Origin of the sequence: Rhizobium leguminosarum bv. viciae (assembly GCF_012276115.1) — a bacterium.
GTDB classification, from domain to species: domain Bacteria; phylum Pseudomonadota; class Alphaproteobacteria; order Rhizobiales; family Rhizobiaceae; genus Rhizobium; species Rhizobium leguminosarum_T.
On the sequence record NZ_WIEU01000012.1, the window covers coordinates 124,018 to 145,478 of the forward strand.

At 61.5% G+C, this 21,461-nt stretch carries 24 protein-coding genes and 1 pseudogene; 16 read left to right on the forward strand and 9 right to left on the reverse strand.

Going from position 1 to position 21,461, the window contains the following annotated elements:
* Position 1 precedes the first annotated feature (1 nt).
* Both nirD and GFM02_RS21095 read left to right on the forward strand, forming a co-directional pair.
* Positions 2-337 (forward strand): nitrite reductase small subunit NirD, encoded by a 336-nt coding sequence (nirD, locus tag GFM02_RS21090; protein ID WP_017960132.1) that lies wholly within the window; start codon positions 2-4, stop codon positions 335-337.
* Positions 338-2,995, forward strand: a complete 2,658-nt coding sequence (locus tag GFM02_RS21095) for a nitrate reductase (protein ID WP_168322662.1) — start codon at positions 338-340, stop codon at positions 2,993-2,995.
* A gap of 37 nt (positions 2,996-3,032) precedes the next feature.
* Here the strand turns inward: GFM02_RS21095 and GFM02_RS21100 are convergent, their stop codons facing one another.
* Complete coding sequence (locus GFM02_RS21100) at positions 3,033-3,710, reverse strand: HAD family hydrolase (RefSeq protein WP_168322663.1); 678 nt, start codon at positions 3,708-3,710, stop codon at positions 3,033-3,035.
* 119 nt (positions 3,711-3,829) lie between these two features.
* Complete coding sequence (locus tag GFM02_RS21105) at positions 3,830-4,249, reverse strand: DUF2000 domain-containing protein (protein WP_168256542.1); 420 nt, start codon at positions 4,247-4,249, stop codon at positions 3,830-3,832.
* Between the two features lie 136 nt (positions 4,250-4,385).
* Here GFM02_RS21105 and GFM02_RS21110 point away from each other — a divergent pair, with 136 nt between their 5' ends.
* Positions 4,386-4,871, forward strand: a complete 486-nt coding sequence (locus GFM02_RS21110) for an Lrp/AsnC family transcriptional regulator (RefSeq protein WP_020049637.1) — start codon at positions 4,386-4,388, stop codon at positions 4,869-4,871.
* Between the two features lie 52 nt (positions 4,872-4,923).
* Here GFM02_RS21110 and GFM02_RS21115 read toward each other — a convergent pair whose 3' ends face one another.
* Positions 4,924-5,241 (reverse strand): hypothetical protein, encoded by a 318-nt coding sequence (locus GFM02_RS21115; RefSeq protein WP_020049636.1) that lies wholly within the window; start codon positions 5,239-5,241, stop codon positions 4,924-4,926.
* Between the two features lie 211 nt (positions 5,242-5,452).
* Here GFM02_RS21115 and GFM02_RS21120 point away from each other — a divergent pair, with 211 nt between their 5' ends.
* The 3 genes and pseudogenes from GFM02_RS21120 to GFM02_RS21130 all read left to right on the forward strand — a co-directional run bounded on the left by GFM02_RS21120 (position 5,453) and on the right by GFM02_RS21130 (position 7,599).
* On the forward strand, positions 5,453-5,779 hold the full coding sequence (locus GFM02_RS21120; protein WP_168322664.1) for a hypothetical protein: 327 nt from the start codon (positions 5,453-5,455) through the stop codon (positions 5,777-5,779).
* A gap of 153 nt (positions 5,780-5,932) precedes the next feature.
* A pseudogene (locus GFM02_RS21125) lies at positions 5,933-6,043 on the forward strand (deoxyribodipyrimidine photo-lyase); the annotation flags it as partial.
* 296 nt (positions 6,044-6,339) lie between these two features.
* Positions 6,340-7,599, forward strand: a complete 1,260-nt coding sequence (locus GFM02_RS21130) for an SAM-dependent methyltransferase (RefSeq protein ID WP_168322665.1) — start codon at positions 6,340-6,342, stop codon at positions 7,597-7,599.
* Here GFM02_RS21130 and GFM02_RS21135 read toward each other — a convergent pair whose 3' ends face one another.
* A complete protein-coding gene (locus GFM02_RS21135; protein WP_020049633.1) occupies positions 7,600-8,433 on the reverse strand; it encodes an SDR family NAD(P)-dependent oxidoreductase in 834 nt (277 codons plus the stop codon).
* 99 nt (positions 8,434-8,532) lie between these two features.
* Positions 8,533-9,192 (reverse strand): ChrR family anti-sigma-E factor, encoded by a 660-nt coding sequence (locus tag GFM02_RS21140; protein ID WP_348643984.1) that lies wholly within the window; start codon positions 9,190-9,192, stop codon positions 8,533-8,535.
* Positions 9,193-9,418: 226 nt separating this feature from the next.
* Between GFM02_RS21140 and GFM02_RS21145 the strand changes: the two genes are divergently transcribed.
* From GFM02_RS21145 to GFM02_RS21160, 4 genes are read left to right on the forward strand one after another with little or no spacing between them, the layout of a single operon-like run.
* Positions 9,419-10,456 carry a cysteine synthase A gene (locus GFM02_RS21145; RefSeq protein ID WP_168302831.1) on the forward strand — a complete coding sequence of 346 codons (1,038 nt, stop codon included), beginning with the start codon at positions 9,419-9,421 and terminating at the stop codon, positions 10,454-10,456.
* Between the two features lie 6 nt (positions 10,457-10,462).
* On the forward strand, positions 10,463-11,200 hold the full coding sequence (locus tag GFM02_RS21150) for an alanyl-tRNA editing protein (protein WP_168322666.1): 738 nt from the start codon (positions 10,463-10,465) through the stop codon (positions 11,198-11,200).
* A gap of 18 nt (positions 11,201-11,218) precedes the next feature.
* Positions 11,219-12,088 carry a 3-mercaptopyruvate sulfurtransferase gene (gene sseA / locus GFM02_RS21155; RefSeq protein WP_168322667.1) on the forward strand — a complete coding sequence of 290 codons (870 nt, stop codon included), beginning with the start codon at positions 11,219-11,221 and terminating at the stop codon, positions 12,086-12,088.
* Between the two features lie 5 nt (positions 12,089-12,093).
* Positions 12,094-12,654, forward strand: coding sequence for a GNAT family N-acetyltransferase (locus tag GFM02_RS21160; RefSeq protein WP_020049628.1), 561 nt, complete (start codon positions 12,094-12,096; stop codon positions 12,652-12,654).
* A gap of 30 nt (positions 12,655-12,684) precedes the next feature.
* Here the strand turns inward: GFM02_RS21160 and GFM02_RS21165 are convergent, their stop codons facing one another.
* Positions 12,685-12,921 (reverse strand): hypothetical protein, encoded by a 237-nt coding sequence (locus GFM02_RS21165; RefSeq protein ID WP_168322668.1) that lies wholly within the window; start codon positions 12,919-12,921, stop codon positions 12,685-12,687.
* Positions 12,922-12,999: 78 nt separating this feature from the next.
* On the opposite strand from GFM02_RS21165, the gene GFM02_RS21170 reads away from it, so the two are divergent.
* Positions 13,000-13,503 (forward strand): DUF1203 domain-containing protein, encoded by a 504-nt coding sequence (locus GFM02_RS21170; RefSeq protein WP_168322669.1) that lies wholly within the window; start codon positions 13,000-13,002, stop codon positions 13,501-13,503.
* A gap of 16 nt (positions 13,504-13,519) precedes the next feature.
* Here GFM02_RS21170 and ald read toward each other — a convergent pair whose 3' ends face one another.
* A complete protein-coding gene (gene ald / locus GFM02_RS21175; protein WP_018481271.1) occupies positions 13,520-14,638 on the reverse strand; it encodes an alanine dehydrogenase in 1,119 nt (372 codons plus the stop codon).
* A gap of 156 nt (positions 14,639-14,794) precedes the next feature.
* Between ald and GFM02_RS21180 the strand changes: the two genes are divergently transcribed.
* The 3 genes from GFM02_RS21180 (at position 14,795) to GFM02_RS21190 (ending at position 16,806) form a co-directional block, all read left to right on the forward strand.
* Positions 14,795-15,256 carry an Lrp/AsnC family transcriptional regulator gene (locus GFM02_RS21180; RefSeq protein WP_003538804.1) on the forward strand — a complete coding sequence of 154 codons (462 nt, stop codon included), beginning with the start codon at positions 14,795-14,797 and terminating at the stop codon, positions 15,254-15,256.
* 179 nt (positions 15,257-15,435) lie between these two features.
* Positions 15,436-16,317: a DMT family transporter gene (locus tag GFM02_RS21185; RefSeq protein WP_020049624.1), complete on the forward strand. Its 882-nt coding sequence runs from the start codon at positions 15,436-15,438 to the stop codon at positions 16,315-16,317.
* 84 nt (positions 16,318-16,401) lie between these two features.
* On the forward strand, positions 16,402-16,806 hold the full coding sequence (locus GFM02_RS21190) for a PilZ domain-containing protein (RefSeq protein WP_168270765.1): 405 nt from the start codon (positions 16,402-16,404) through the stop codon (positions 16,804-16,806).
* On the opposite strand, the gene GFM02_RS21195 is transcribed toward GFM02_RS21190, so the two are convergent.
* Entirely contained in the window at positions 16,776-17,498 is a 723-nt protein-coding gene (locus tag GFM02_RS21195) for a hypothetical protein (RefSeq protein WP_168322670.1), read from the reverse strand. The genes GFM02_RS21190 and GFM02_RS21195 overlap by 31 nt on opposite strands.
* A 176-nt stretch (positions 17,499-17,674) precedes the next feature.
* Between GFM02_RS21195 and GFM02_RS21200 the strand changes: the two genes are divergently transcribed.
* The gene (locus tag GFM02_RS21200) at positions 17,675-19,663 is read left to right on the forward strand and encodes a bifunctional 2',3'-cyclic-nucleotide 2'-phosphodiesterase/3'-nucleotidase (RefSeq protein WP_168322671.1); all 1,989 of its coding nucleotides are present in this window, start codon (positions 17,675-17,677) and stop codon (positions 19,661-19,663) included.
* Positions 19,664-19,705: 42 nt separating this feature from the next.
* On the opposite strand, the gene GFM02_RS21205 is transcribed toward GFM02_RS21200, so the two are convergent.
* Positions 19,706-20,674 carry a LysR family transcriptional regulator gene (locus GFM02_RS21205; protein ID WP_168322672.1) on the reverse strand — a complete coding sequence of 323 codons (969 nt, stop codon included), beginning with the start codon at positions 20,672-20,674 and terminating at the stop codon, positions 19,706-19,708.
* A gap of 139 nt (positions 20,675-20,813) precedes the next feature.
* Between GFM02_RS21205 and GFM02_RS21210 the strand changes: the two genes are divergently transcribed.
* Positions 20,814-21,428, forward strand: coding sequence for an FMN-dependent NADH-azoreductase (locus GFM02_RS21210; RefSeq protein WP_168322673.1), 615 nt, complete (start codon positions 20,814-20,816; stop codon positions 21,426-21,428).
* Positions 21,429-21,461: the final 33 nt, after the last annotated feature.

The following is a 21,461-nucleotide window of genomic DNA, read 5'->3' on the forward strand; positions in this document are numbered from 1 at the left end:
GATGGACATGAACTGGATCGCAATCGGTGACATCTCCGACATCCCGTTGCGCGGGGCGCGCTGCGTGAAAACGCCGCAAGGCAAGATCGCCGTCTTCCGCACGGCCGAAAACGAGGTCTTCGCCATCGAAGATCACTGCCCGCACAAGGGCGGCCCGCTCTCCCAGGGCATCGTCCACGCCAAGTCAGTCACCTGCCCGCTGCACAACTGGGTTATCTCGCTGGAAACAGGCAAGGCGCTCGGCGCCGACGAAGGCGAGGTCCGGACGATACAGGTGCTGAACGAAGACGGCAGGCTGTTCATCGCCCTGGAAAGCCTGATGATGGCGGCGGAATAGATGGCGGTTGAGGTCAAGACCACCTGTCCCTATTGCGGTGTCGGCTGCGGCGTTCTCGCCACGGTCGACGAGGCAGGCGCAGTCAGCGTCAAAGGAGATCCCGAGCATCCGTCGAATTTCGGCCGGCTCTGCTCGAAGGGTTCAGCCCTTGCCGAAACCATCGATCTCGATGGCCGGCTTCTCTATCCCGAGATCGAAGGCGAACGGAGCGGCTGGGACGAGGCGCTTGACCTGGTCGCCCGCCGTTTTTCTGAAACGATCGCCGAACACGGGCCTGACGCCGTTGCCTTCTACGTCTCCGGCCAGCTGCTGACCGAGGATTACTATGTTGCCAACAAGCTGATGAAGGGCTTCATCGGCTCCGGCAATATCGACACCAATTCAAGGCTCTGCATGTCGTCTTCCGTGGCGGGGCATCGCCGCGCCTTCGGTGCCGATACGGTTCCCGGGACCTATGAGGACATCGAACTTGCGGATCTGGTGGTCCTGACCGGCTCCAACCTCGCCTGGTGTCATCCCGTCATCTACCAACGCCTTGCCGCCGCAAAGACAGCGCGGCCAAACATGCGGATCGTCGTCATCGATCCGCGCCGGACGATGACCTGCGACATCGCCGACCTGCATCTCGCCATCCGTCCTGATGGCGACGTTGCGCTGTTCATGGGATTGCTTGCCCATCTCGCGACCAGTCCGGCAATCGACCAGAATTATATCGGCGCCCATACCGAAGGTTTCGGCGACGCTTTTGCGGCTGCAGCCGCGCTCGATTTCAACGATCTCCTGGAACGGACCGGCCTGCCGGCCATGCAGATCAGGGAGTTCTTCCGCCTGTTCGAGACGACGCCGAAGGTCGTGACCTGCTACAGCCAGGGCGTCAACCAATCCTCCTCCGGCACCGACAAGGTCAATGCCATCCTCAACTGCCACCTGGCGACCGGCCGCATCGGCCGCCCCGGCATGGGACCGTTTTCGCTGACCGGCCAGCCGAACGCCATGGGCGGGCGTGAGGTCGGCGGCCTCGCCAACATGCTTGCCGCCCATATGGCGATCGAGAATGCCGAAGACCGAGACCGCGTGCAGCGCTTCTGGAACTCGCCCGTTATCGCCGCAAAGCCCGGCCTGAAGGCGGTCGACATGTTCCAAGCCGTGGCCGACGGGCGCATCAAGGCGCTCTGGATCATGGCCACCAATCCCGTCGTCTCGATGCCGGATGCCGACAGCGTCGAAAGCGCGATCGCCGCCTGTCCCTTCGTCGTCGTCTCGGACATCCTCAAAGAGACGGATACGACCCGGCACGCAAATGTGCTTTTGCCCTCGCTCGGCTGGGGCGAGAAGGACGGCACCGTCACCAATTCCGAACGGCGCATTTCAAGGCAACGACCGTTTCTCGACATCCCCGGCGATGCAGGGGCCGACTGGTGGCAGCTCGCGGAGGTTGGACGCCGCATGGGATTTGCCGCCGCCTTCGATTTTGATGCGCCGGCCGCGATCTTCGACGAGCACGCGGCGCTTTCCGCCTTCGAGAATAACGGCAGCCGCGACTTCGACATCGGCGCTCGCGCCGGCATGAGCGGCGGGGCCTATGACGAACTGTCGCCCTTCCAGTGGCCGCAGGCGGCAGGGACAGAACCGAGCATCACCCGCTTCTTCGCCGAGGGCGGTTTCTTCCATCCCGATCGCAAGGCGCGCTTCGTCGCGGTCAAACCGCCCGCAACCGATCGCACCAATGCCGAGTACCCCTTCACGCTGAATACCGGGCGCATCCGCGACCAGTGGCACACGATGACGCGAACAGGAAAGAGCGCGCGGCTTTCCGCCCATATCGCCGAACCCTTTGCCGAAATCCATCCGCGCGACGCGATCGAGACCGGTATATCAAGCGCCGGCCTCGTCGAGATCAACAGCCCGCACGGCAAGGCAATCGTCAGGGCGCTGGTGACCGATCGCCAGGCGCGCGGCGGCATCTTTGCGCCGATGCACTGGAACGACCAGTTCGCCGCAAGAGCGCGAATCGACGCCGTGGTCGCGCCGGTAACCGACCCCATTTCCGGTCAACCGGCGTCGAAGAACGTTGCCGTCGCCGTCCGGCCCTTCCGCGCCACCCATTACGGTTTCGCCGTCTCCACCACAAAACCCGCCACGCCTGACGCCGCCTATTGGGCGCTGGCGAAAGCCGCCGGCGGCTGGCGGCTGGAGCTTGCCTTCGCCGAAACCGTCGAAGACTGGACGGCCTGGTGCCGGGCGGTTTTCGCCATTCCGGCCGAGATCGAACCGCTTGGTTATGCCGACCGGCAATCCGGCGACCTCAGGCTCGCCTTCTTCGATGGCGAGGTCCTGCTTGCCGCGCTGTTTTTGGCACGCGAGCCCGTCGCTGTCGCGCGCAACTGGGCGATCTCGCAGCTCTCCGCCTCGCATGGCGACCTCAGGAAACGCTTTGCGCTCGTTGCGGGTCGTCCCGGCGCAGGCAGGCCGGATCCAGGCGCTACCGTCTGCTCCTGCTTCAGTGTCGGGGTCAACCAGATCGCCGCTGCCGTGCGCGGCGGATGTCACAGCGTCGAGGCGGTCGGCAAGGAAACCAGCGCTGGAACCAATTGCGGCTCCTGCCGCAGCGAAATCGGCAGCATCATCGATCGCTGTCTTGCCGCAGCCGCGGAGTGAACCGCGCAAAAGCAAGCAGGACGCAGCCGGAGCACTGTCAGGCCGCGTTCGGGACGATCAGCATCCTGTGATCGGAGGAGATGCGGACCGAGATCTCATCATAGGATGAAAGCGTCGGGTGCGGCGTCTCCATCTTTTGCTGATGTGTTGCCGTGATGACCATGACATCGGCACCCGCCGCCTCGCCGGCGGTAATGCCGGCTGCGACATCCTCGAACACCAGGCAATCCTGCGTGCTGACGCCGAGGCGCTCGGCGCCGAGAATATAACATTGCGGGTCGGGTTTTCCGACCTTCACGTCCTCCGCCGTCACCATGAATCTCGGCACCGGCAAGCCTGCAGCCTCCAGCCGCCGGTGAGCAAGGCGTAATGGCGAGGAGGTGACGATCGCCCAGCGATCCGGGGGCAGTGAACTCAGAAAGGTCGCGGCGCCGGGAATGGCCACAACGTCGCTGACATCGGCGATCTCGGCCTCGGTCACCAGCTTCGATTCATGTTCGGGATCGACTCCAGGCAGGTTCAGCCGGGTGATCGTGTCAATGCCGCGCGATCCATGCATCTTCGGTAAAAAGGTGGCGACATCGAGCCCCTGACGCCTCGCCCAGTCGCTCCATACACGCTCGGCCGCACGGATCGAATTGAGGATGGTGCCGTCCATATCGAACAGGAAGGCGGCATAGGGCTTCTCGAAGCCGCGGGGCATCGGCAGGGACAAAGGCGGATCCTTTTAAGGAGGAGTGTCGAATGGTCGTCGTGTCGTTCGATCAAACGGCAAATCATGGCCTTTTGCAAGCTTTCCCAGGACGAGCCTATCCGCACGCCCGACCAAACGGATCAACGAAGCAGCTTTAGCGAGCCGGTCAGCGAGCGGATCCATTTCGTCGGGCCGGCGAGCCCGACGCCGTCGATAATTTCCGAAGAAAGGTCGCGTTCGGGCATCGAAGCCTCGTAATCGGCATAAAAGTGCAGCGCGCGGGCAAAACGCGGGAATGGCACGACCAGCGCACCTTCAGGGGCCGGCAGCGCCTTCAGCAAAAGTGATCTCAAATCGGTCGCCGCGGCCTGCAGCACCGGAACCGGCTTATTAGCACTGACATGAAATGCCCGACCGGCATGATCGGTCAGCCGCGCACCGGCAAGCGCGGGTGCCGCAGCACCAAGGCCGATCGACAGCACCGCAACAGTATTGGCGAGTTCGCCAACTGGCAGCCCCGGTTCGACAATCACCGCGACACGCCAATCCTCAACCATCATCCGTCCGCTCCTTCTCTGTTCGAAGTCCTCAACCTATCGAAAGGCAGAGAAATGTCCTGCCTATTCCTGACGTCTCGCTTCCAAATCAGGTAAGATCTTCCCGTTAATCGATAAAACTCGAAAGGACATACCTATGATGGAATTCGAGCCGGGAGATATCCGCATATTGAAGGCGCTGCAGGGCGATGGGCGGCTCACCAATCAGGAGCTTGCCGAACGCGTGGGAATGTCGACCTCGCCTTGCTGGCGCAGGGTAAAAAAGCTGGAAGAGGCAGGCGTCATCCGCGGCTATCAGGCTGTCGTCGATCGCCGCGCCGTCGGCCTCGGCGTCCTGGCTTTCGTGCGTGTCCAGATCGACACGCATTCGCATGACCAAGCCGAGCGGTTCGAGCGCGAGGTCGGTGAACTGGAGGCGGTCATCGCCTGCTATTCCGTCGCCGGCGAGGCTGATTTCCTGCTGCAGGTGGTCGCGGCTGATCTCGACAGCTACGCCGAATTCGCCATGACGGTAATCCGCCGTCTGCCCGGCATCAAAGAGATGCATACGATGTTTGTGCTGAAGGACATCAAAGCATCGACGATCCTGCCTGTTCAGGCATCGGCCGCCAGCCTTTCGCGCTGAAGTAACCGCCTGCCCCTTTCCCTCCGTCTGCGGCCTCCGGATAGGCCACCGGCTAGAAGGCCGTGCTGGCAGTGGTGGTGATCAGGTCGCAGGAGAGCCGGAGACCGATCGGATCGTGGCACAGATCATTCTCGGTGCCGGCGAGTTCCAGCCCGGCTGGAGCGTCGGCACGCAGGTAGGTCTGCGTGGTGACCTCGACGCGCACGGGAGCGGCGGTCCAGAGCGAGGGGCGGCTGACGTCAATCGCGGAGATACGGCCCTTCTCGCCGCTCAGTGCAGAGGATGCGATCGCCATCCCGCTTGCCGTCAAGGCGAGTGCGAGCGCAATCTGAAGACCGAGATCTGCGGCCTCGCGAGGGGAAACGAACATAGCGGCCTCATGCTGCGGGTTTTTAGCGTTTCATCATGCAACTACGGCAGGTGAGCGCGTCGATCCAGCGGCTTCGACCGTTAAGGTTTATGCGTAACCACGCGGGACAGCCGCAGGGTCCCGCCAAGTTTTTTTGCAAATTTCGGAACAATGATTCCATCAGGCGGTTACCCGAGGGTCATCCAAGATGAAAATCAAAGGAGGATATCCTATGACTAAATCCCTCATTGCCGCTTCGCTGCTTGCCATGGGCATGGCGTCGTCGGCCTTTGCCCAATCGAACCCCGATCCGATCGGGCCAACGAATGGCGGTTCGACCGACCCGAGTTCCGGCAATTATTCGTCCGATTACACCAATGGTGACAACGGCATTCGTCCGGTCCCTGTCTCGCCGGTCGATCCGACGACGACACAGAGCATCGGCCGACCGCAGACGATGGAATGCCCCGGCATGCCTCGGCAGATGTCCGGCGTCGACACGCGCGGCGGTCAGAGCGGCGCATCGATCAGCGAAGCCTGCCGCGAGTACGACAACTAAGCAGGCGGTTCCCCGCTCCTGGATAAGGCCGGTTCACCCCGGCCTTATCCATGTCGTGGCAGCGATGAACGCTTTTCCTTTGCAATGAAATTTTTGATCCGGGCGTTCCGTACATCCGTAGCAGGTTGAAGAACACAGTCAGGGAACGCTTCATTGGCAAGGGACGCGGCAAAACCGGTTATCCTTTGGTTTCGCAAGGATTTGCGCCTTGACGACAACGAGGCTCTCAACGCAGCCCATCTCTCCGGGCGGCCGATCATCCCGTGAATTGCGGCTGAAAGCTCACGCCACGTCAGGCGTCCGGCGCCTCCGCCTGAAGTCGGCGTCCGGCCGCCCCGCCCGCTTGCAGACGTGGCGGAATGACATATCAGCACGCGCGTTTTTCACACGCGCAAAGCGCGTTGCAGCACTTTCAACTGCTGCAAAATCTTATCCTCAAATCGGTTCCGATTTCAGGAATTATGCGGTAGCCTTTCATGCAATGGCCGGAGGCCGCCCGAGTACATCGTCGCGGATGTATCGTCGTCCCGAACCGGCAAAAAAATGCTGGAGGAGGAGAGATGAGCAAGGCGCAGGACTGGAATCTGCTGGCCCGTGACGCGGTGACGCTGACGGGGGAAAACATATCTCGTCTGGCGAAGGGGTTGCCCCTCAAGGCGAAGCTGGCGTTGCGCGGACTTCTGCGCATGCAGCACGGTTCGCTCGCCGTCACCCTTCCCGACGGCCGCAGGCTGCTGATCGAGGGCAAGCAGCCCGGGCCGAAGGCGGCGCTCAGCCTCAACAATTGGAACCTTGCCTATCGGGCGCTGACGAGCGGCACGATCGGGGTCGCGGAAACCTATATGGACGGCGATTGGGACAGCCCCGACATCACCGCCTTCCTTGAACTCTTCCTCGTCAACGGCGAGGCCGCGCACAGCTATGCGCATGGCAAGGGCGGCGTCGGCCGCCTCTTCGAACGCGTCCGCCATTGGATGAACGCCAATACCAAGACGGGCTCGAAGCGAAATATTTCCGCCCATTACGATCTCGGCAACGATTTCTACAGGGAGTGGCTCGATCCGAGCATGACCTACTCCTCAGCACTCTATTCGACCGGCGCCAACGATCTGCACTCGGCCCAGAACGCTAAATACCGGGCGCTTGCCGAGGCGACCGGCATCGGGCCTGGCGATCATGTGCTGGAGATCGGCTGCGGCTGGGGCGGTTTTGCCGAATTTGCCGCAAGCGAGCTGAACTGCAAGGTGACGGGGCTGACGATCAGCCGTGAGCAGCTCGCCTTTGCCGAGGCGCGCATTCACAAGGCCGGCCTCGATGACCGCGTGGAATTCCGTTTCCAGGATTACCGCGATGAAGCAGGGCTCTACGACCGGATCGTCTCGATCGAGATGTTCGAAGCGGTCGGCGAAAAATACTGGCCGTCCTATTTCTCCAAGCTCCGGCAATGTCTGAAGCCGGGCGGCAAGGCTGGGCTGCAGATTATCACCATCCGGCCGGAATCCTTCGACCAGTATCGCAGCAACCCCGACTTCATCCAGAAATACGTCTTTCCCGGCGGCATGCTGCCGACGCGCAATCATCTCGCCGAACTTGCCGGCAAGGTCGATCTGTCGCTGGTCAAGGATTTCGGCTTCGGGCTCGACTACGCCCGCACGCTCGCCGAATGGCGCGAGCGTTTCTGGTCGGTCTGGGAACGCATCCGCCCGATGGGCTTCGACGAGCGCTTCAAGCGGCTCTGGGAATTCTATCTGTTCTATTGCGAGGCCGGCTTCCGTGCCCGCAATATCGATGTGCGCCAGGTCGTGTTCTCGCGCCGTTGATCATTCCGCCGCATGCGGTGTCACCGGGTGGCGACCAGCCGACTGCGGCCGCTCCCGCCAGCCGGTCACGCGGTTCACCAGTGTGAAATAAACGCTATAGGGGAGCAGGCGCGCGAGCTTCAGCATGGTGGTGAAGCGCTTCGGAAACGTGATCTCGAAGGCCTGCGATTTCAACCCGGCGGCAATCTCCCGGGCGGCCTCCTCGACCGACACCAGAGCCGGCATCGGAAAGGCATTCTTCCTCGTCGCCGGCGTATCGACGAAGCCCGGGCAGACGAGCTGGATGCGGATGCCCATCTTGTCGAGATCGAATTTCAGGCTTTCGGCCATATTGATCAGCGCCGCCTTGGTGGCGCCATAGGCAGCTCCCGTCGGCAGGCCGCCATAGCCGGTGACGGAGGAAACGATGGCGATCTGTCCCTGCCCCTTCGCCTTCATATGGCGGATCGCCGGCAGCAGACAGTTGACCACGCCGGAAAGATTGACGGCAAAGCTCTTCTCGAAATCGGTGCGGTTCAGGTCCTCGGCATGGACCGGCAGGTAGACGCCGGCATTGAGGATCGCCATGGCGAGCGTGCCGTGCTCATATTCGATGGAGGCCATGACATGTTCCATGTCCTCGGCATCGGTGACGTCGCCGTCGAGCACAATGATGCTGCCCGAGAGGCCATTGGCTTCGGCTTGCAGTTCGACCAGCTTTTCGTGGCTTCTGGCCGTCACGGCGACCTTGTATCCTTCGCCGGCGAGCCTCAGTGCAAGCGCCCGGCCGATGCCCGAGCTCGCACCCGAAATCCAGACGATTCCATGTTCGGGATGGGCAATGAAATCACGCATGACATGTTCCTCCGGGCTGCCTGATCAAATGCGAAAACAGGTCCGGAAGTTCCTCAACCCCTCCGGATTTACGGCTCTATCACATTATTGTGGCTGCTTTCAGCCGATCAGGTCGCCGATCATCTGGCGGAAGGATCCGGTGAGCTTGACCGGTCCGTCCGAGACGGCAAAGGCGATGCAAGGCCTGTCCTTTTCGGCGACCGGCCGGTGGTCGACCGTCTCGTCGGCAATGGAGATGTCGCCGGGGCCGAAACGGCCGCGTTCATCGTTGAAGGCGCCGTCGAGAATGAGGATCAGTTCCATGCCTTTATGGGTGTGCGCCGGCAAGGCGCGGCCAGGCCGGATCCACATCAGGCTGACCTCGCAGCCGTCCATGTCGAGCGAATATTCCTTAAAACCGGGCAACCGCCGGCGCCAGGGCACATCCTCGGCCTCGAAACCCAAGAGGGCGCGCAACGCTTGCGGAAACAGCGCGTTTTCCGGTCGCGTGACCGTCCGTGGCGCCGGGATGGGAGAGGCAGAGGAAAAGATTGCCGCAAGCCGCCCGTCGCGATCGGCAATGGCGGCTTCAGGCGCGTTTTCCAGAGCTTCGCCTGCCAGCAGATCGAGGCTGTTCACCAGGCTGCGATTGTCCGGTTTCATTTCGAGATGAGACTGGACCAGCACACGCGCCGGCTCGGGCAAGGAGCCGGCAACATAATGCGCCATCAATGCATCGATCGTGTCGATCTGCTCGTGAACCATGTCGGTTTCGGTCACGCCCTGTTGCCGCGTTCCGTTTTCGCTTTGTCGTCATCCGTACGGGGAAAGTCAATCTTCGGATCACCCCTCACACGGCGGGATTGCGGGCCATGCGTCATTTCAGGGAAAGGAAAGCAAATTTTATCGTGTCCGACAGAGGCGTGGAATAGCATTTCTTGCCAACTCAGCCTTGTGAAGGGAAAAGACCGTTCCTAAAGTAAGAGTTCGAATAGAGGCAGATTCCATGACCTTCCACCCCTCCGTCCTCGAAGCCATCGGCAACACGCCCCTGATCAAACTCAAGGGCGCCTCAGAAATGACCGGCTGCACCATTCTCGGCAAGGCGGAGTTCCTGAACCCCGGCCAGTCGGTCAAGGATCGCGCCGCGCTCTACATCATCCGCGACGCAGAGCGGAAGGGGTTGCTTCGCCCGGGCGGCGTCATCGTCGAGGGTACGGCCGGCAATACCGGCATCGGCTTGACGCTGGTCGCCAAGGCGCTCGGTTATCGCACCGTCATCGTCATCCCGGAAACGCAGAGCCAGGAAAAGAAAGACGCGCTGAAGCTGCTCGGCGCCGAACTCGTCGAAGTGCCCGCCGTTCCCTACAAGAACCCGAACAACTACGTGAAGGTGTCCGGGCGGCTGGCAGAGCAGCTGGCGAAGACCGAGCCGAACGGGGCGATCTGGGCAAACCAGTTCGACAACGTCGCCAACCGCCAGGCGCATGTCGAAACGACGGCAAAAGAAATATGGCAAGACACCGACGGCAAAGTCGACGGCTTTATCTGCTCGGTCGGCTCCGGCGGCACGCTGGCAGGCGTGGCTGCCGGCCTCAAGGCTTTCAAGGCAGACGTCAAGATCGGCATCGCCGATCCCGACGGCGCCGCACTCTATGAATTCTACCAGAACGGCGCGCTGAAATCCGAGGGATCCTCGATCACCGAGGGCATCGGCCAGGGCCGCATCACCGCCAATCTCGAGGGCTTCACGCCTGACTATGCCTATCGGATCCCCGATGCCGAAGCGCTTCCTTATCTCTTCGACCTCGTCGAGAACGAGGGCCTCTGCCTCGGCGGATCGACGGCGATCAACATTGCCGGCGCGGTCAACCTCGCCCGGGATCTCGGACCTGGTCACACTGTGGTGACGATTCTCTGCGATTACGGCAACCGCTATCAGTCAAAACTCTTCAACCCGGATTTCCTAACGTCGAAGGGACTGCCCGTTCCGGGCTGGATGGCCAAGTCGCCCGATATCCACGTTCCCTACGAGCCCGTGTGAGACCCCATGCCCGTCAATGCCCTCTATCGTGACGACTTCTATCTCTCGACGTGCGAGGCGGTCGTCACCGCCGTTCACGAAGACGGGGGCATCGAACTGGACCAGACCTGCTTCTATGCGACATCAGGCGGCCAACCTGGTGACACCGGCCTGCTCGAACGCGCCGACGGCAGCAAGATCGCGCTCGGCCAGACGAAACATGGTCCGAGCAAGGATGTCATCATCCACGTGCCGCTCGAAGGTGCGCCACGGCCCGTGGTCGGCGAGACGCTGGTGCTGCATGTCGACTGGCCGCGCCGCTACAGGCTGATGCGCATGCACACGGCCTGCCACCTGCTTTCCGTCGTCTGCTCCTATCCGATTACCGGGGCTGCGGTCGGCGAGGAGGAAAGCCGCGTCGACTTCGACATGATCGAGACGATCGACAAGGACGCGGTGACGGCCAAGCTGATGGAACTGGTCGAGCAGAACCATCCGGTCACTCTGCAATGGATCACCGACGAGGAGCTTGTGGCCAATCCCGATATCGTCAAATCGAAGAACGTGCGCCCACCGATGGGCCTTGGGCGCGTCAGCCTCGTCTGCATCGGCGAGAACTCCTCGATTGACAGCCAGCCCTGCGGCGGCACACATGTCTCCGAGACTCAGGAAGTCGGCCGGATCCATATCGCCAAGATCGAGAAGAAGGGCAAAGAGAACCGGCGCTTCCGCATCCGCTTCGGCACGCCCGGCGACGAAGCCTGACCATCAAGGGAGACCATAATGAGTGAGACCAAGAGCCGTTTCGTCGTTTCGGCCGACTGGCTGCAGTCCGAGCTCGGCAAAGCTGACCTGCGCGTGGTGGACGCCTCCTTCTATCTGCCGGCGCAGAAGCGCGATGCCGATGCCGAATATGCAGCCGGCCATATTCCCGGCGCTATCCGCTTCGATCAGGACAAGATCGCCGACCATTCGACGTCGCTGCCGCACACGATCCCCTCGCCCGATTATTTCGCCGCCGAAGTCGGCCGGCTCGGCATCAGCGAGAATGATCGGATCGTCGTCTATGACGGTATCGGCCTGTTCGCCTCGCCGCGCGTATGGTGGCTGTTCCGGGTGATGGGCGCGAAAAATGTCTTCGTGCTCGATGGCGGTCTCGACGGCTGGAAGGCCGAAGGCCGTCCGCTTGAAACCGAAGCGCCCAATCCTGCGCCGGCGACCTTCACGCCTGACTTCGACGAGAGCCGCGTGGTGAGGCTCGATACGATGCGCGACATCGTCTCCAGCGGTGCGATGCAGATTGCCGATGCCCGCAGCGCCGGCCGCTTCGCCGCCGTCGAGCCCGAACCGCGCGCCGGCATGCGCTCCGGCCATATGCCTGGTGCCCGCAGCCTGCCCTCCGGCGTCTTTGCCAACCAGGGCCGGTTCAAGTCGCTGCCCGAACTCAGGCAGACGGTCGAGGATGCCGGCATCGATCTGTCCAAGCCTGTCGTCACCTCCTGCGGCTCGGGAATTACCGCCGCGATCATCACGCTGGCGCTGGAATCGCTCGGCCACAACGACAACAAGCTTTATGACGGCTCTTGGAGCGAATGGGGCAGCCGTGACGATACGCCCATCGTCACCGGTCCGCCGACGCCGGTCAAAGCCTGACCGCCATGGGGAAGACGCCCGCTTCGCTGAAAGCTCACATCACCCGGCTCGAAATGACGGCGCCGCCGAAGGCGAGCATGCCGGTGCCCGTCAATATCCAGACGGCGATCATGCGCGCGCCCGAGATCCCATTGCCCTTCTACCGCTATCTCTACCGGCAGGTGGGCGCGCGCTGGCAATGGGTGGACCGGTTGCGCATGAGCGACGAGCAGCTTGCCGAAACGCTGAACGACAAGCGCAACAATATCAGCGTTCTCTATGTGAACGGCGCGCCCGCCGGCTTCTACGAATATTTCTGCGAAGACGAGGATATGATCGAGCTCAGCCATTTCGGCCTGATCGAACATGCACTTGGTCTCGGCATCGGCAAATGGTTCCTGCTGCAGGCGCTCTATGCTATCTGGTCGCTCAATCCGAAGCGGGTCACCACCACCACCAATAATCTCGACCATCCGCGTGCGCTGCAGCTCTACCAGATGTACGGCTTCTCCCCCGTTTCGACCGGCACCGGCATCGTCCGGCCGCTCAGCGACAAGGAGCTTCTGGAGCTTGCGCGGAAAAGCTGACGGATGCCTTCCTGACGTGGGCAGAGCTGGTTAACGTCGCGTCAGACTGTTCGGACGGCGCGGGTCGTTGCGGCGCTTGAAATCGAGCGTGCGGCCCGATTGTTCCTTCAGTTCCGCCACTTCCTTGCGCAGAGCCTTAAGCTCTTCCAGTATTTCCACATTCTGTTGCGCCAGCAGCGCGAGATCAACGTCGGCCAAGGGTTTTTCCTTTCGCCTTACAGAGTACGGACAGAAGATAGGCCGCTTTTCGCTCTTCGGCGATCTCATATCCAGATGCAGGCAAGAAACGGGTGGCTTGCGCGTTCGTCCAGGTGCAATTCATGGCAATCACAAAGGAGATTTGCCATGACCGCCATTCGTTTTGTCGCCATGCCGACGACCGACGCCGAATACCTCTGGAACGGCGGCCGCGACGCCTATGACAGGCTGCCCGAGACGATCGTTTCCGATGGTCCCGGTCATCCCTGCCGCCATTGCCTCGAAAATATCGATGCCGGCGAGGCGTTGCTGGTCTTCGCCTACCGGCCCTTCCCCGAGCTGCAGCCCTATGCCGAAACCGGCCCGGTCTTCCTGCACAAGCAGCGTTGCGCACGCTATGCCGCCGAAGAGATCATGCCGCCGGTGCTGACGACGAGCCGTGACTTCATCGTCCGCGGCTATAGCGAGAACAACCGCATCGTCTACGGCACCGGTGCGGTGACTGCCATCGCCGATATCCCGGCCTATGGCGAGAAGCTGCTGGAACGGCCCGATATCGCCTATGTGCATGTACGCTCAGCGCGCAACAACTGCTTCCAATGCCGGATCGACAAGGTAAAAGCGCCGGCCCTGATGGAGACCGGCGCCTAACCATGAGTAAGCTAGCTTACGCTACGTTCAGCACGCTTTCCGGCGCGAAGGCTTCGTAGCCCAGCGCGTCGGCGACCGGCTTGCTGGTGATGCGGCCCTTGTGCACGTTGAGGCCGTTCCTCAGATGCCTGTCTTCGGCGATGGCGCGCAGGCCGCGATCGGCAAGCGCCAGGCCATGAACCAATGTGGCATTGTTCAGCGCGTGCGCCGAGGTGACCGGCACGGCGCCCGGCATGTTGGCAACGCAATAATGCACGACGCCGTCGACTTCATAGGTCGGATCGGAATGGGTCGTCGCATGCGAGGTCTCGAAGCAGCCGCCCTGGTCGATGGCGACGTCAACGATGACGGAGCCCTTCTTCATGCCGGACAGCATCTCGCGGGTGACGAGCTTCGGAGCGGCTGCACCCGGGATCAGTACGGCGCCGATAATGAGATCGGCCGAGAAGACTTCCTCCTCCAGCGCCTGGATGCTGGAATAACGCGTGTGGATGCGGCCTGCGAAGATATCGTCGAGCTGGCGCAGGCGCGGCAGCGACTTGTCGAGGATGCTGACATCGGCGCCAAGGCCGGCAGCCATCCTGGCAGCATGCAGGCCGACGACGCCGCCGCCGATGACCGCGACCTTGGCCGGCAGCACGCCGGGCACGCCGCCGAGCAGGACGCCGAGGCCGCCATTGGCCTTCTGCAGGGCGGTCGCTCCTGCCTGGATCGACAGGCGTCCGGCGACCTCCGACATCGGCGCCAGCAACGGCAGGCCACCGCGTTCGTCGGTCACCGTCTCATAGGCGATCGCGGTGACGCCGGAGGCGATGAGGCCTTTGGTCTGTTCGGGATCCGGCGCCAGGTGCAGATAGGTGTAGAGAAGCTGGCCGTCACGGAGCTGCGCCCATTCGGCGGGCTGCGGCTCCTTCACCTTGACGATCATGTCGCACTTTTCGAAGATATCCTTGGCGGAGGCGGCGATCTTGGCGCCGGCCGCGGCATAGGCGGCATCATCAGCGCCGATACCGACGCCCGCTTTGGTCTCCACCCAGACCTCGTGGCCGTGGGCAACATATTCGCGCACCGAAGCCGGCGTCAGGCCGACGCGATATTCATGATTCTTGATTTCCTTCGGGCAACCGACACGCATGCGCGTTCCTCTCATTTTATCTCCGCGGCCGCGGATTTTTTCAGATGAGGAATCCAACCATCAAGGCAGTGAAATGTCCTTGCAAAGACGATTTGCGAAGACGCGATTTTTCGGTGATTATTGTGCCTTTCCTATTTTTCTTCGAAGGTTCTTCGAATGGCTGATCTCGATACCATCGATCTTGCGATTCTCCGGGCATTGCAGGCCAATGCCCGCATCACCAATGCCGAACTTGCCGAAAGGATCGGATTGTCGCCTTCGGCCTGTTCGCGCCGGCTCGACATCTTGGAAAGAAGCGGCGTCATCGGCGGCTACCATGCGCGGCTTTCACACAAGGCGCTCGACTACAAGATGATCGCCATCGTGCATATCTCGCTCTCCGGCCAGTTCGCCAAGACGCTGGCGGAATTCGAGGCAGCGGTGAAGCTCTGCCCGAACGTGCTTGTCTGCTACCTGATGTCGGGCGAATACGACTATATCTTGCGCGTCGCCGCCCGCGACCTGGAGGACTATGAGCGGATCCACCGCGACTGGCTGTCGGCTCTGCCCCACGTCGTCAAGATCAATTCGAGCTTCGCGCTTAGAGAAATCATCGACAAGCCGAATGTCGGCCTTTGAGGCCTTGCATCTTTGCCGAAAGCCTGCCCAGACTTTCGTCGCGCGCACGCGTTTCCCCACTACAGCGCTGCGCGTCTTTTCAGACGCGCAGAGGACGCTGTAACACCTTAGACTTCTGTGTAATTTCACCCTTAAATCGAAATCGATTTAAGGGTGAAATTACACAGTAATGGCAAATCATGACATCGAAGACCCAAGGCTATATTTTCGCGCTGCTGGCGATCACCATCTTCTCCCTGCAGGATGCCATCTCGAAACATCTGGCGACGGCTTATCCGCCAATCTTCGTGACGATGATCCGCTACTGGGCCTTTGCGCTTTTCACGATCATCCTCGCTTCGAAGATGCGCGGCGGCATCAAGGCGACGGCCCGCACCAAACGCCCTCTCCTGCAGGTGACCCGCGGCGTGCTGCTTGCGGTTCAGGTGGTACTGGCCATCACCTGTTTTGCGATGATCGGTCTTGCCCGTTCACAGGCGATCTTTTCCGCGACGCCGATCCTGATCGCGCTGCTGGCGATGCCGATCCTCGGCGAGCGGGTCGGCTGGCGGCGGTGGGCGGCGATCGGCGCCGGACTTTTCGGGGTGCTGCTGATCCTGAAGCCGGAAGGCGAATTTTTCGACGTGAAACTGCTTCTCGCCGTCATTTCCTGCTTCAACTTCGCCTTCTACGTTATCGCCACCCGTCTGGTCAGCCGCGACGATTCGTCGATGACCAGCTTCTTCTATACCGGCGTCGTCGGCGGCGTCACCATGACGCTCATCGGACCCTTCTACTGGAGCTGGATGTCGCCGGGCGACTGGGGCTGGATGGCGCTCGTCTGCGTCACCAGCATTTCCAGCCATTATTTCCTGATCCGCGCCTATGATGTTCTCGATGCCGCCGCCGTCCAGCCGCTGACCTATCTGTCACTTGTCTACGCCTCGGTCATCGGCATGGCGGTCTATGACGAAACGCTCAGTCTCAACACGATCATCGGTTCGATCATCGTGGTTGCCGCCGGCATTTTCACGGTCTGGCGCGAGCACGTGGTCGGAAGCAGGGCCACTGCTGCCAATTGACGTTTCACTGCAATTTTAGCCAAGCCCCTAAAACCATTTCAATTTTCCCGCACTATGCTCCCTCGCTATACCAAGGGAGACAGTATGACCCGCAACTTGAAAATCACGGCCCGGAAGACTGATCGGAAAAACTGCCGCGTTTTCGGCCATGTCAAATATCTGAACAGCCAGGTGGATGCCCGCATCCTCGACCTATCGCCAACCGGTGCCGCCCTGGAGATGAAGGGGCCGCTCCATGCCGCCTCAGGCAGCAAGGTGCGCATCGAGGCCGAAAACCTCGGGCTGCTCGAAGGCATCATCCGCTGGAAGCATAATGGCCGCGTCGGCATCCAGTTCGACGTGAATTCGAACGCGCGGGCGCAGATCTCCTCCTATTTCCGCTTTTTCCACAAGGAGATGCGACCGGTGCTGGCGGTACGCCAACTGGCCAAAGCCGCCGCCAATGTCGAGCGGATGCCTCATTTGGCAACGTCGACGCTGAAATCGTAAGGCTGCACGGCCTTGGCGCCGAACGACCGGCTGAGATCGTTCCAGTAGCTGCGATTAACGTTGACGTCGAGCGTGACTGAACCTTGCGTCTGCGGCAGCCTGGCGCCGAGGTTCCTGACGTCGACGGTGGCGGTATTGGCGTTGGCGCCGGACAGCAGGATCGTTTCCGTGCCGAGCGGCACGTTGACCGCGCCGGGCGCCTGGCTGCTGGAGAGCGGCTCGCTTGATATGATCTGGCCGTCTCCACCGAGGAACTTGATATCGCAGGTCTGGCATTCGCCCTGCGTCCAGCCAGGATTGACCTTCAACTCGACCCGCGGCGGCAGGGAGCGAGTGCCGTCCTGAGCACGGGCGACGCCGACGATGCCGAACAGGCTGACGGCCGAGCTGACCTCGATCGGCCTCGGGTTGGCTGCACTCCCCTGTGCAGCGGCCATGATCAGAGCCGGTGCGCCGATGCCAAGAAGAAGCGCCTTCTGCAACTGCTGTTCGCGATAGATCAGCGCGATAGCGCCGCCGATAATGAAGAAGACGACGATGGCGGCAAGCGCGCAGGCAACTGAGATCCAAGGGTTTGCCGTCGTCGTCAGCCATTTCTCCACATCGCCGCTGTAGAGCGCCTGCGCCTTGTCGACCAGACTGGGTGCGATGCCTCCGAAACCTCCGACCAAAGCGATAACGACCTTGTTCATATCCCATCTCCCCAATGGTTCCAGCCGCTACCACTGTACCATAAATTGTATTTCACGACCACGAGGCTTTCCCGTTGGATTGTTTTGCCGTTCTGTCATTTTCGCAGTGTACTCGTCGTCAATTCGTCCTAATTCTGACGGGCCGGACGATGCGTGATCTTTGAAGGAGAGTTTCCATGTCTTCCATTTTCGATGTTGGTGTAATGAGCCGCCGTTCCCTGCTCGGCGGCCTTGCCGCCACTTCCGCCCTGGTGCTGCTGCACCCTTTCAGCGCGCGCGCCAGCGCCAACCAGGCGCATCTCAGGCTGATGGAAACGACCGACATTCACGTCAACGTCTTCCCCTATGACTATTATGCCGACAAGCCGAACGACACGATGGGCCTGTCGCGCACCGGGACGATCATCGACGCGATCCGCGCAGAGGCCGTCAACTCGCTGCTGATCGACAATGGCGACGTGCTGCAGGGCAATCCGATGGGCGACTACATGGCCTATCAGCACGGCATGAAGGACGGCGACGTCCATCCGGTGATCAAGGCGATGAACACGCTCGGCTATACGGTCGGCACGCTCGGCAATCACGAGTTCAACTACGGCCTCGACTTCATGTTCAAGGTCCTAGCTGGCGCAAACTTCCCGTTCGTCTGCGCCAACCTGACCAAGGGCCAGCTCGCCTCGGACCCGAAGCAGGACGATCTCTTCTTCAAGCCCTACATCATCTTGGAAAAACAGATCAAGGATGGCGCCGGTAACGAGAGCCCCGTCAAGATCGGCTTCATCGGCTTCGTACCGCCGCAGATCATGCTCTGGGACATCAAGAACCTCGAAGGCAAGGCGCAGACGCGCGACATCGTCGAGGCCGCCAAGGCCTGGGTTCCCGCCATGAAGGAAGCCGGCGCCGATATCGTCATTGCGCTCTCGCATTCCGGCATCGACGGCAGCGCACCGTCCGAAAAGATGGAAAACGCCTCGCTGCATCTCGCCGCCGTCGACGGGATCGACGCGATCTTCACCGGCCACCAGCATCTCGTCTTCCCTGGCCCGAAGAGCTGGGACAGTGTGGCCAATGCCGACCCCGTCAAGGGCACGCTGCACAGCAAGCCGGCCGTGATGGCCGGCTTCTGGGGCTCACATCTCGGCCTTATCGACCTGCTGCTCGAAAAGGACGGCAATAGCTGGAAGATCGTCGATTTCACCTCGGAAGCACGGCCGATCTATCACCGCGACGACAAGAAGAAGGTGGTTGCCGACTACGCCGACAAGAAGGATGTGGTGGAGGCCGCCAAGGCCGAGCATGAGGCGACGCTTGCCTATGTCCGCACCCCGGTCGGCAAAACATCCGCGCCGCTCTATTCCTACTTCGCGCTGGTTGCCGACGATCCCTCGGTGCAGGTCGTCAGCCAAGCCCAGGCCTGGTACATCAAGCAGATGCTCGCCGACACCCAGTTCAAGGATCTGCCGGTGCTTTCGGCGGCTGCCCCCTTCAAGGCTGGCGGTCGCGGCGGTGCCGACTATTATACCGATGTTCCGGCCGGCGATATCGCTATCAAGAACGTCGCCGACCTCTATCTCTACCCGAACACGGTGCAGGCCGTTGCTATCACTGGCGCACAAGTGAAGAACTGGCTCGAAATGTCGGCCGGCATGTTCAATCACATCGAGGCCGGCTCGAAGGATGCGGCGCTGCTCAACAATGATTTTCCGTCCTACAATTTCGACGTGATCGACGGCGTCACCTACCAGATCGACCTGTCGCAGCCGCCGAAATATGAGTCGTCCGGCAAGCCGATCAATCCGGACGCCAACCGCATCCAGAACCTTGCCTTCAACGGCAAGCCGATCGACCCGGCTCAGAAATTCATCGTTGTCTCAAACAACTACCGCGCCGGCGGCGGCGGCAATTTCCCTGAGATCACCGCGGACAAGGTGATCTTCCAGGCGCCGGATACCAACCGCGACGTCATCGTCCGCTATATCCATGATCAGGGCACGATCAATCCGTCGGCCGACGCAAACTGGACCTTCAAGCCGCTCCCGGGCACGACCGCGACCTTCGAAAGCGGCCCGAAGGCGAAACAGTTCCTTGCCGAGGTCAAGAGCGTCAAGATCGAGGATGCCGGCGAAGGGGCCGACGGTTTCTCGAAGTTCAGGCTGGTTCTTTAGACGGAAGACAATATCAGCGAAGGCGCGGCACCCGCGCCTTCGTCATTCGGCCGCGAGCGGCGTACCGGCGTCCTGCAGTTCCGCTATCTGAGCATGGAAATCGACTTGGCTCGGGCAGGCGGAAAGCCGCGTGCGGAACGCGTCGATCATCCAGGTGGCGGCAGGTCCCGGCGGGTTGGCGAGCTGACGGACCGAATATATCGGATACTCTCCCTGTTCGTAGGCATCCAGATCGAGATGGACGAGCCTGCCGCTCGTCAGATCGTCATGAATCACGGAAGCCGGAAGGCCGCCCCAACCAAGGCCGGCCCTGATGAGCTGGTGCTTTGTCGCAATATCGCTGACGCGCCATGTCTTGTAGGAGAGAACGTTGAAATCGCGTCCCTTCGTCCGTCCCGACGCATCGGTGACGACGAGCTGCACTTCCTCGCGCACGTCGCCGAGCATGAGCGGCCGGTTGATCGCAGCGAGCGGGTGGTTACGCGCGGCAACCGGCAACATGAAGGAGTGACCGATACGCTCCGTGACGATCGAATCGTCCTGCTTGACGACCGCGCCGCCAATCCCGATCGTTGCCTTGCCGCTGAGGACGAGATCCATGACCATTCCGAGCTCACCGACATTGAGGCTTAACGAAACGGAAGGAAACATCTCGCGGAATTCGCGGAGGACGTCCACCAGGGCTCGCGAAGGCACCATGACGCTGATGGCGACGGAAACCTCAGCTTCGAGCCCTTCCCTCAGGCCCTTGACGCGCGCGCGCATAACTTGCAGGTCGCCCAGAATGCGCCGCGCATCCTCCAGCATCGCCTTGCCCGCCTCCGTCAGCTTTGGCTGACGCGCGCCGGAGCGCTCGAAAAGCGCGACTTCGAGCTGTGCCTCCAGATTGGCGATCGTATAGCTCACGACCGATTGGGCACGGTTCAGCGCTCGCGAAGCGGCCGAGAAGCTGCCGGTCTCGGCAACGGTCAGAAACACCTGCAATTGGTCCAGAGTGGGGTTCGGCAGCATCTTCTATCCATTCCATCGATAGTTTCGATCTACATTATCACCGTTTTTTCGATAGCAGGCCACACCTATTTTCTTCATCGAGACTGCGGCTCACCTCCCAGCAACGGGCCGTCAAATTCCATTCGAAAGGAAATGCACCATGTCGTCCATCCTGCTTCTGACGTCCAGCCCGCGTGCCGATTCTCTCTCGACGCCGATCGCCGTCGATCTCGCTGAAAAACTGAAGAGCCAGAATGCGGGCAGCGTCGTCGTTCGCCGCGACCTTGCCGCCAGCCCGCTGCCGCACATCGATGACCTCTTCACCGGCGCAATTAGCAAGCCGGCCGAGGCCCGCACCGCTGAGGAAGCCGCGGCCGTCAAGACCTCCGACGAGCTTGTCAACGAACTGCTCGCCGCCGACACGATCGTCATCAGCACCGGCCTCATCAACTTCAACATCTATTCGTCGCTGAAGACCTGGATCGACAACGTCGCCCGCGCCGGCCTGACCTTCAAGTACACGGAAAGCGGCCCGGTTGGGCTGGCAACCGGCAAGAAGGTCTATGTGGTGCTCGCCTCGGGTGGCGTCTACTCGCAGGGACCGGCCGCCGCCTTGAACCATGCCGTGCCGTACCTGAAGTCGGTTCTCGGCTTCCTCGGCATCAGCGATATCGAGACCATCTATGTCGAAGGCCTGGCGTTTGGTCCGGAAGCTGCCGAAAAGGCGATCGGCGCCGCCAAGTCGCGCGTCCAGGAAATCGCACTGGCTGCCTGATCGGCTCCCAAATGCTTTGCGGAACGGCCGGCC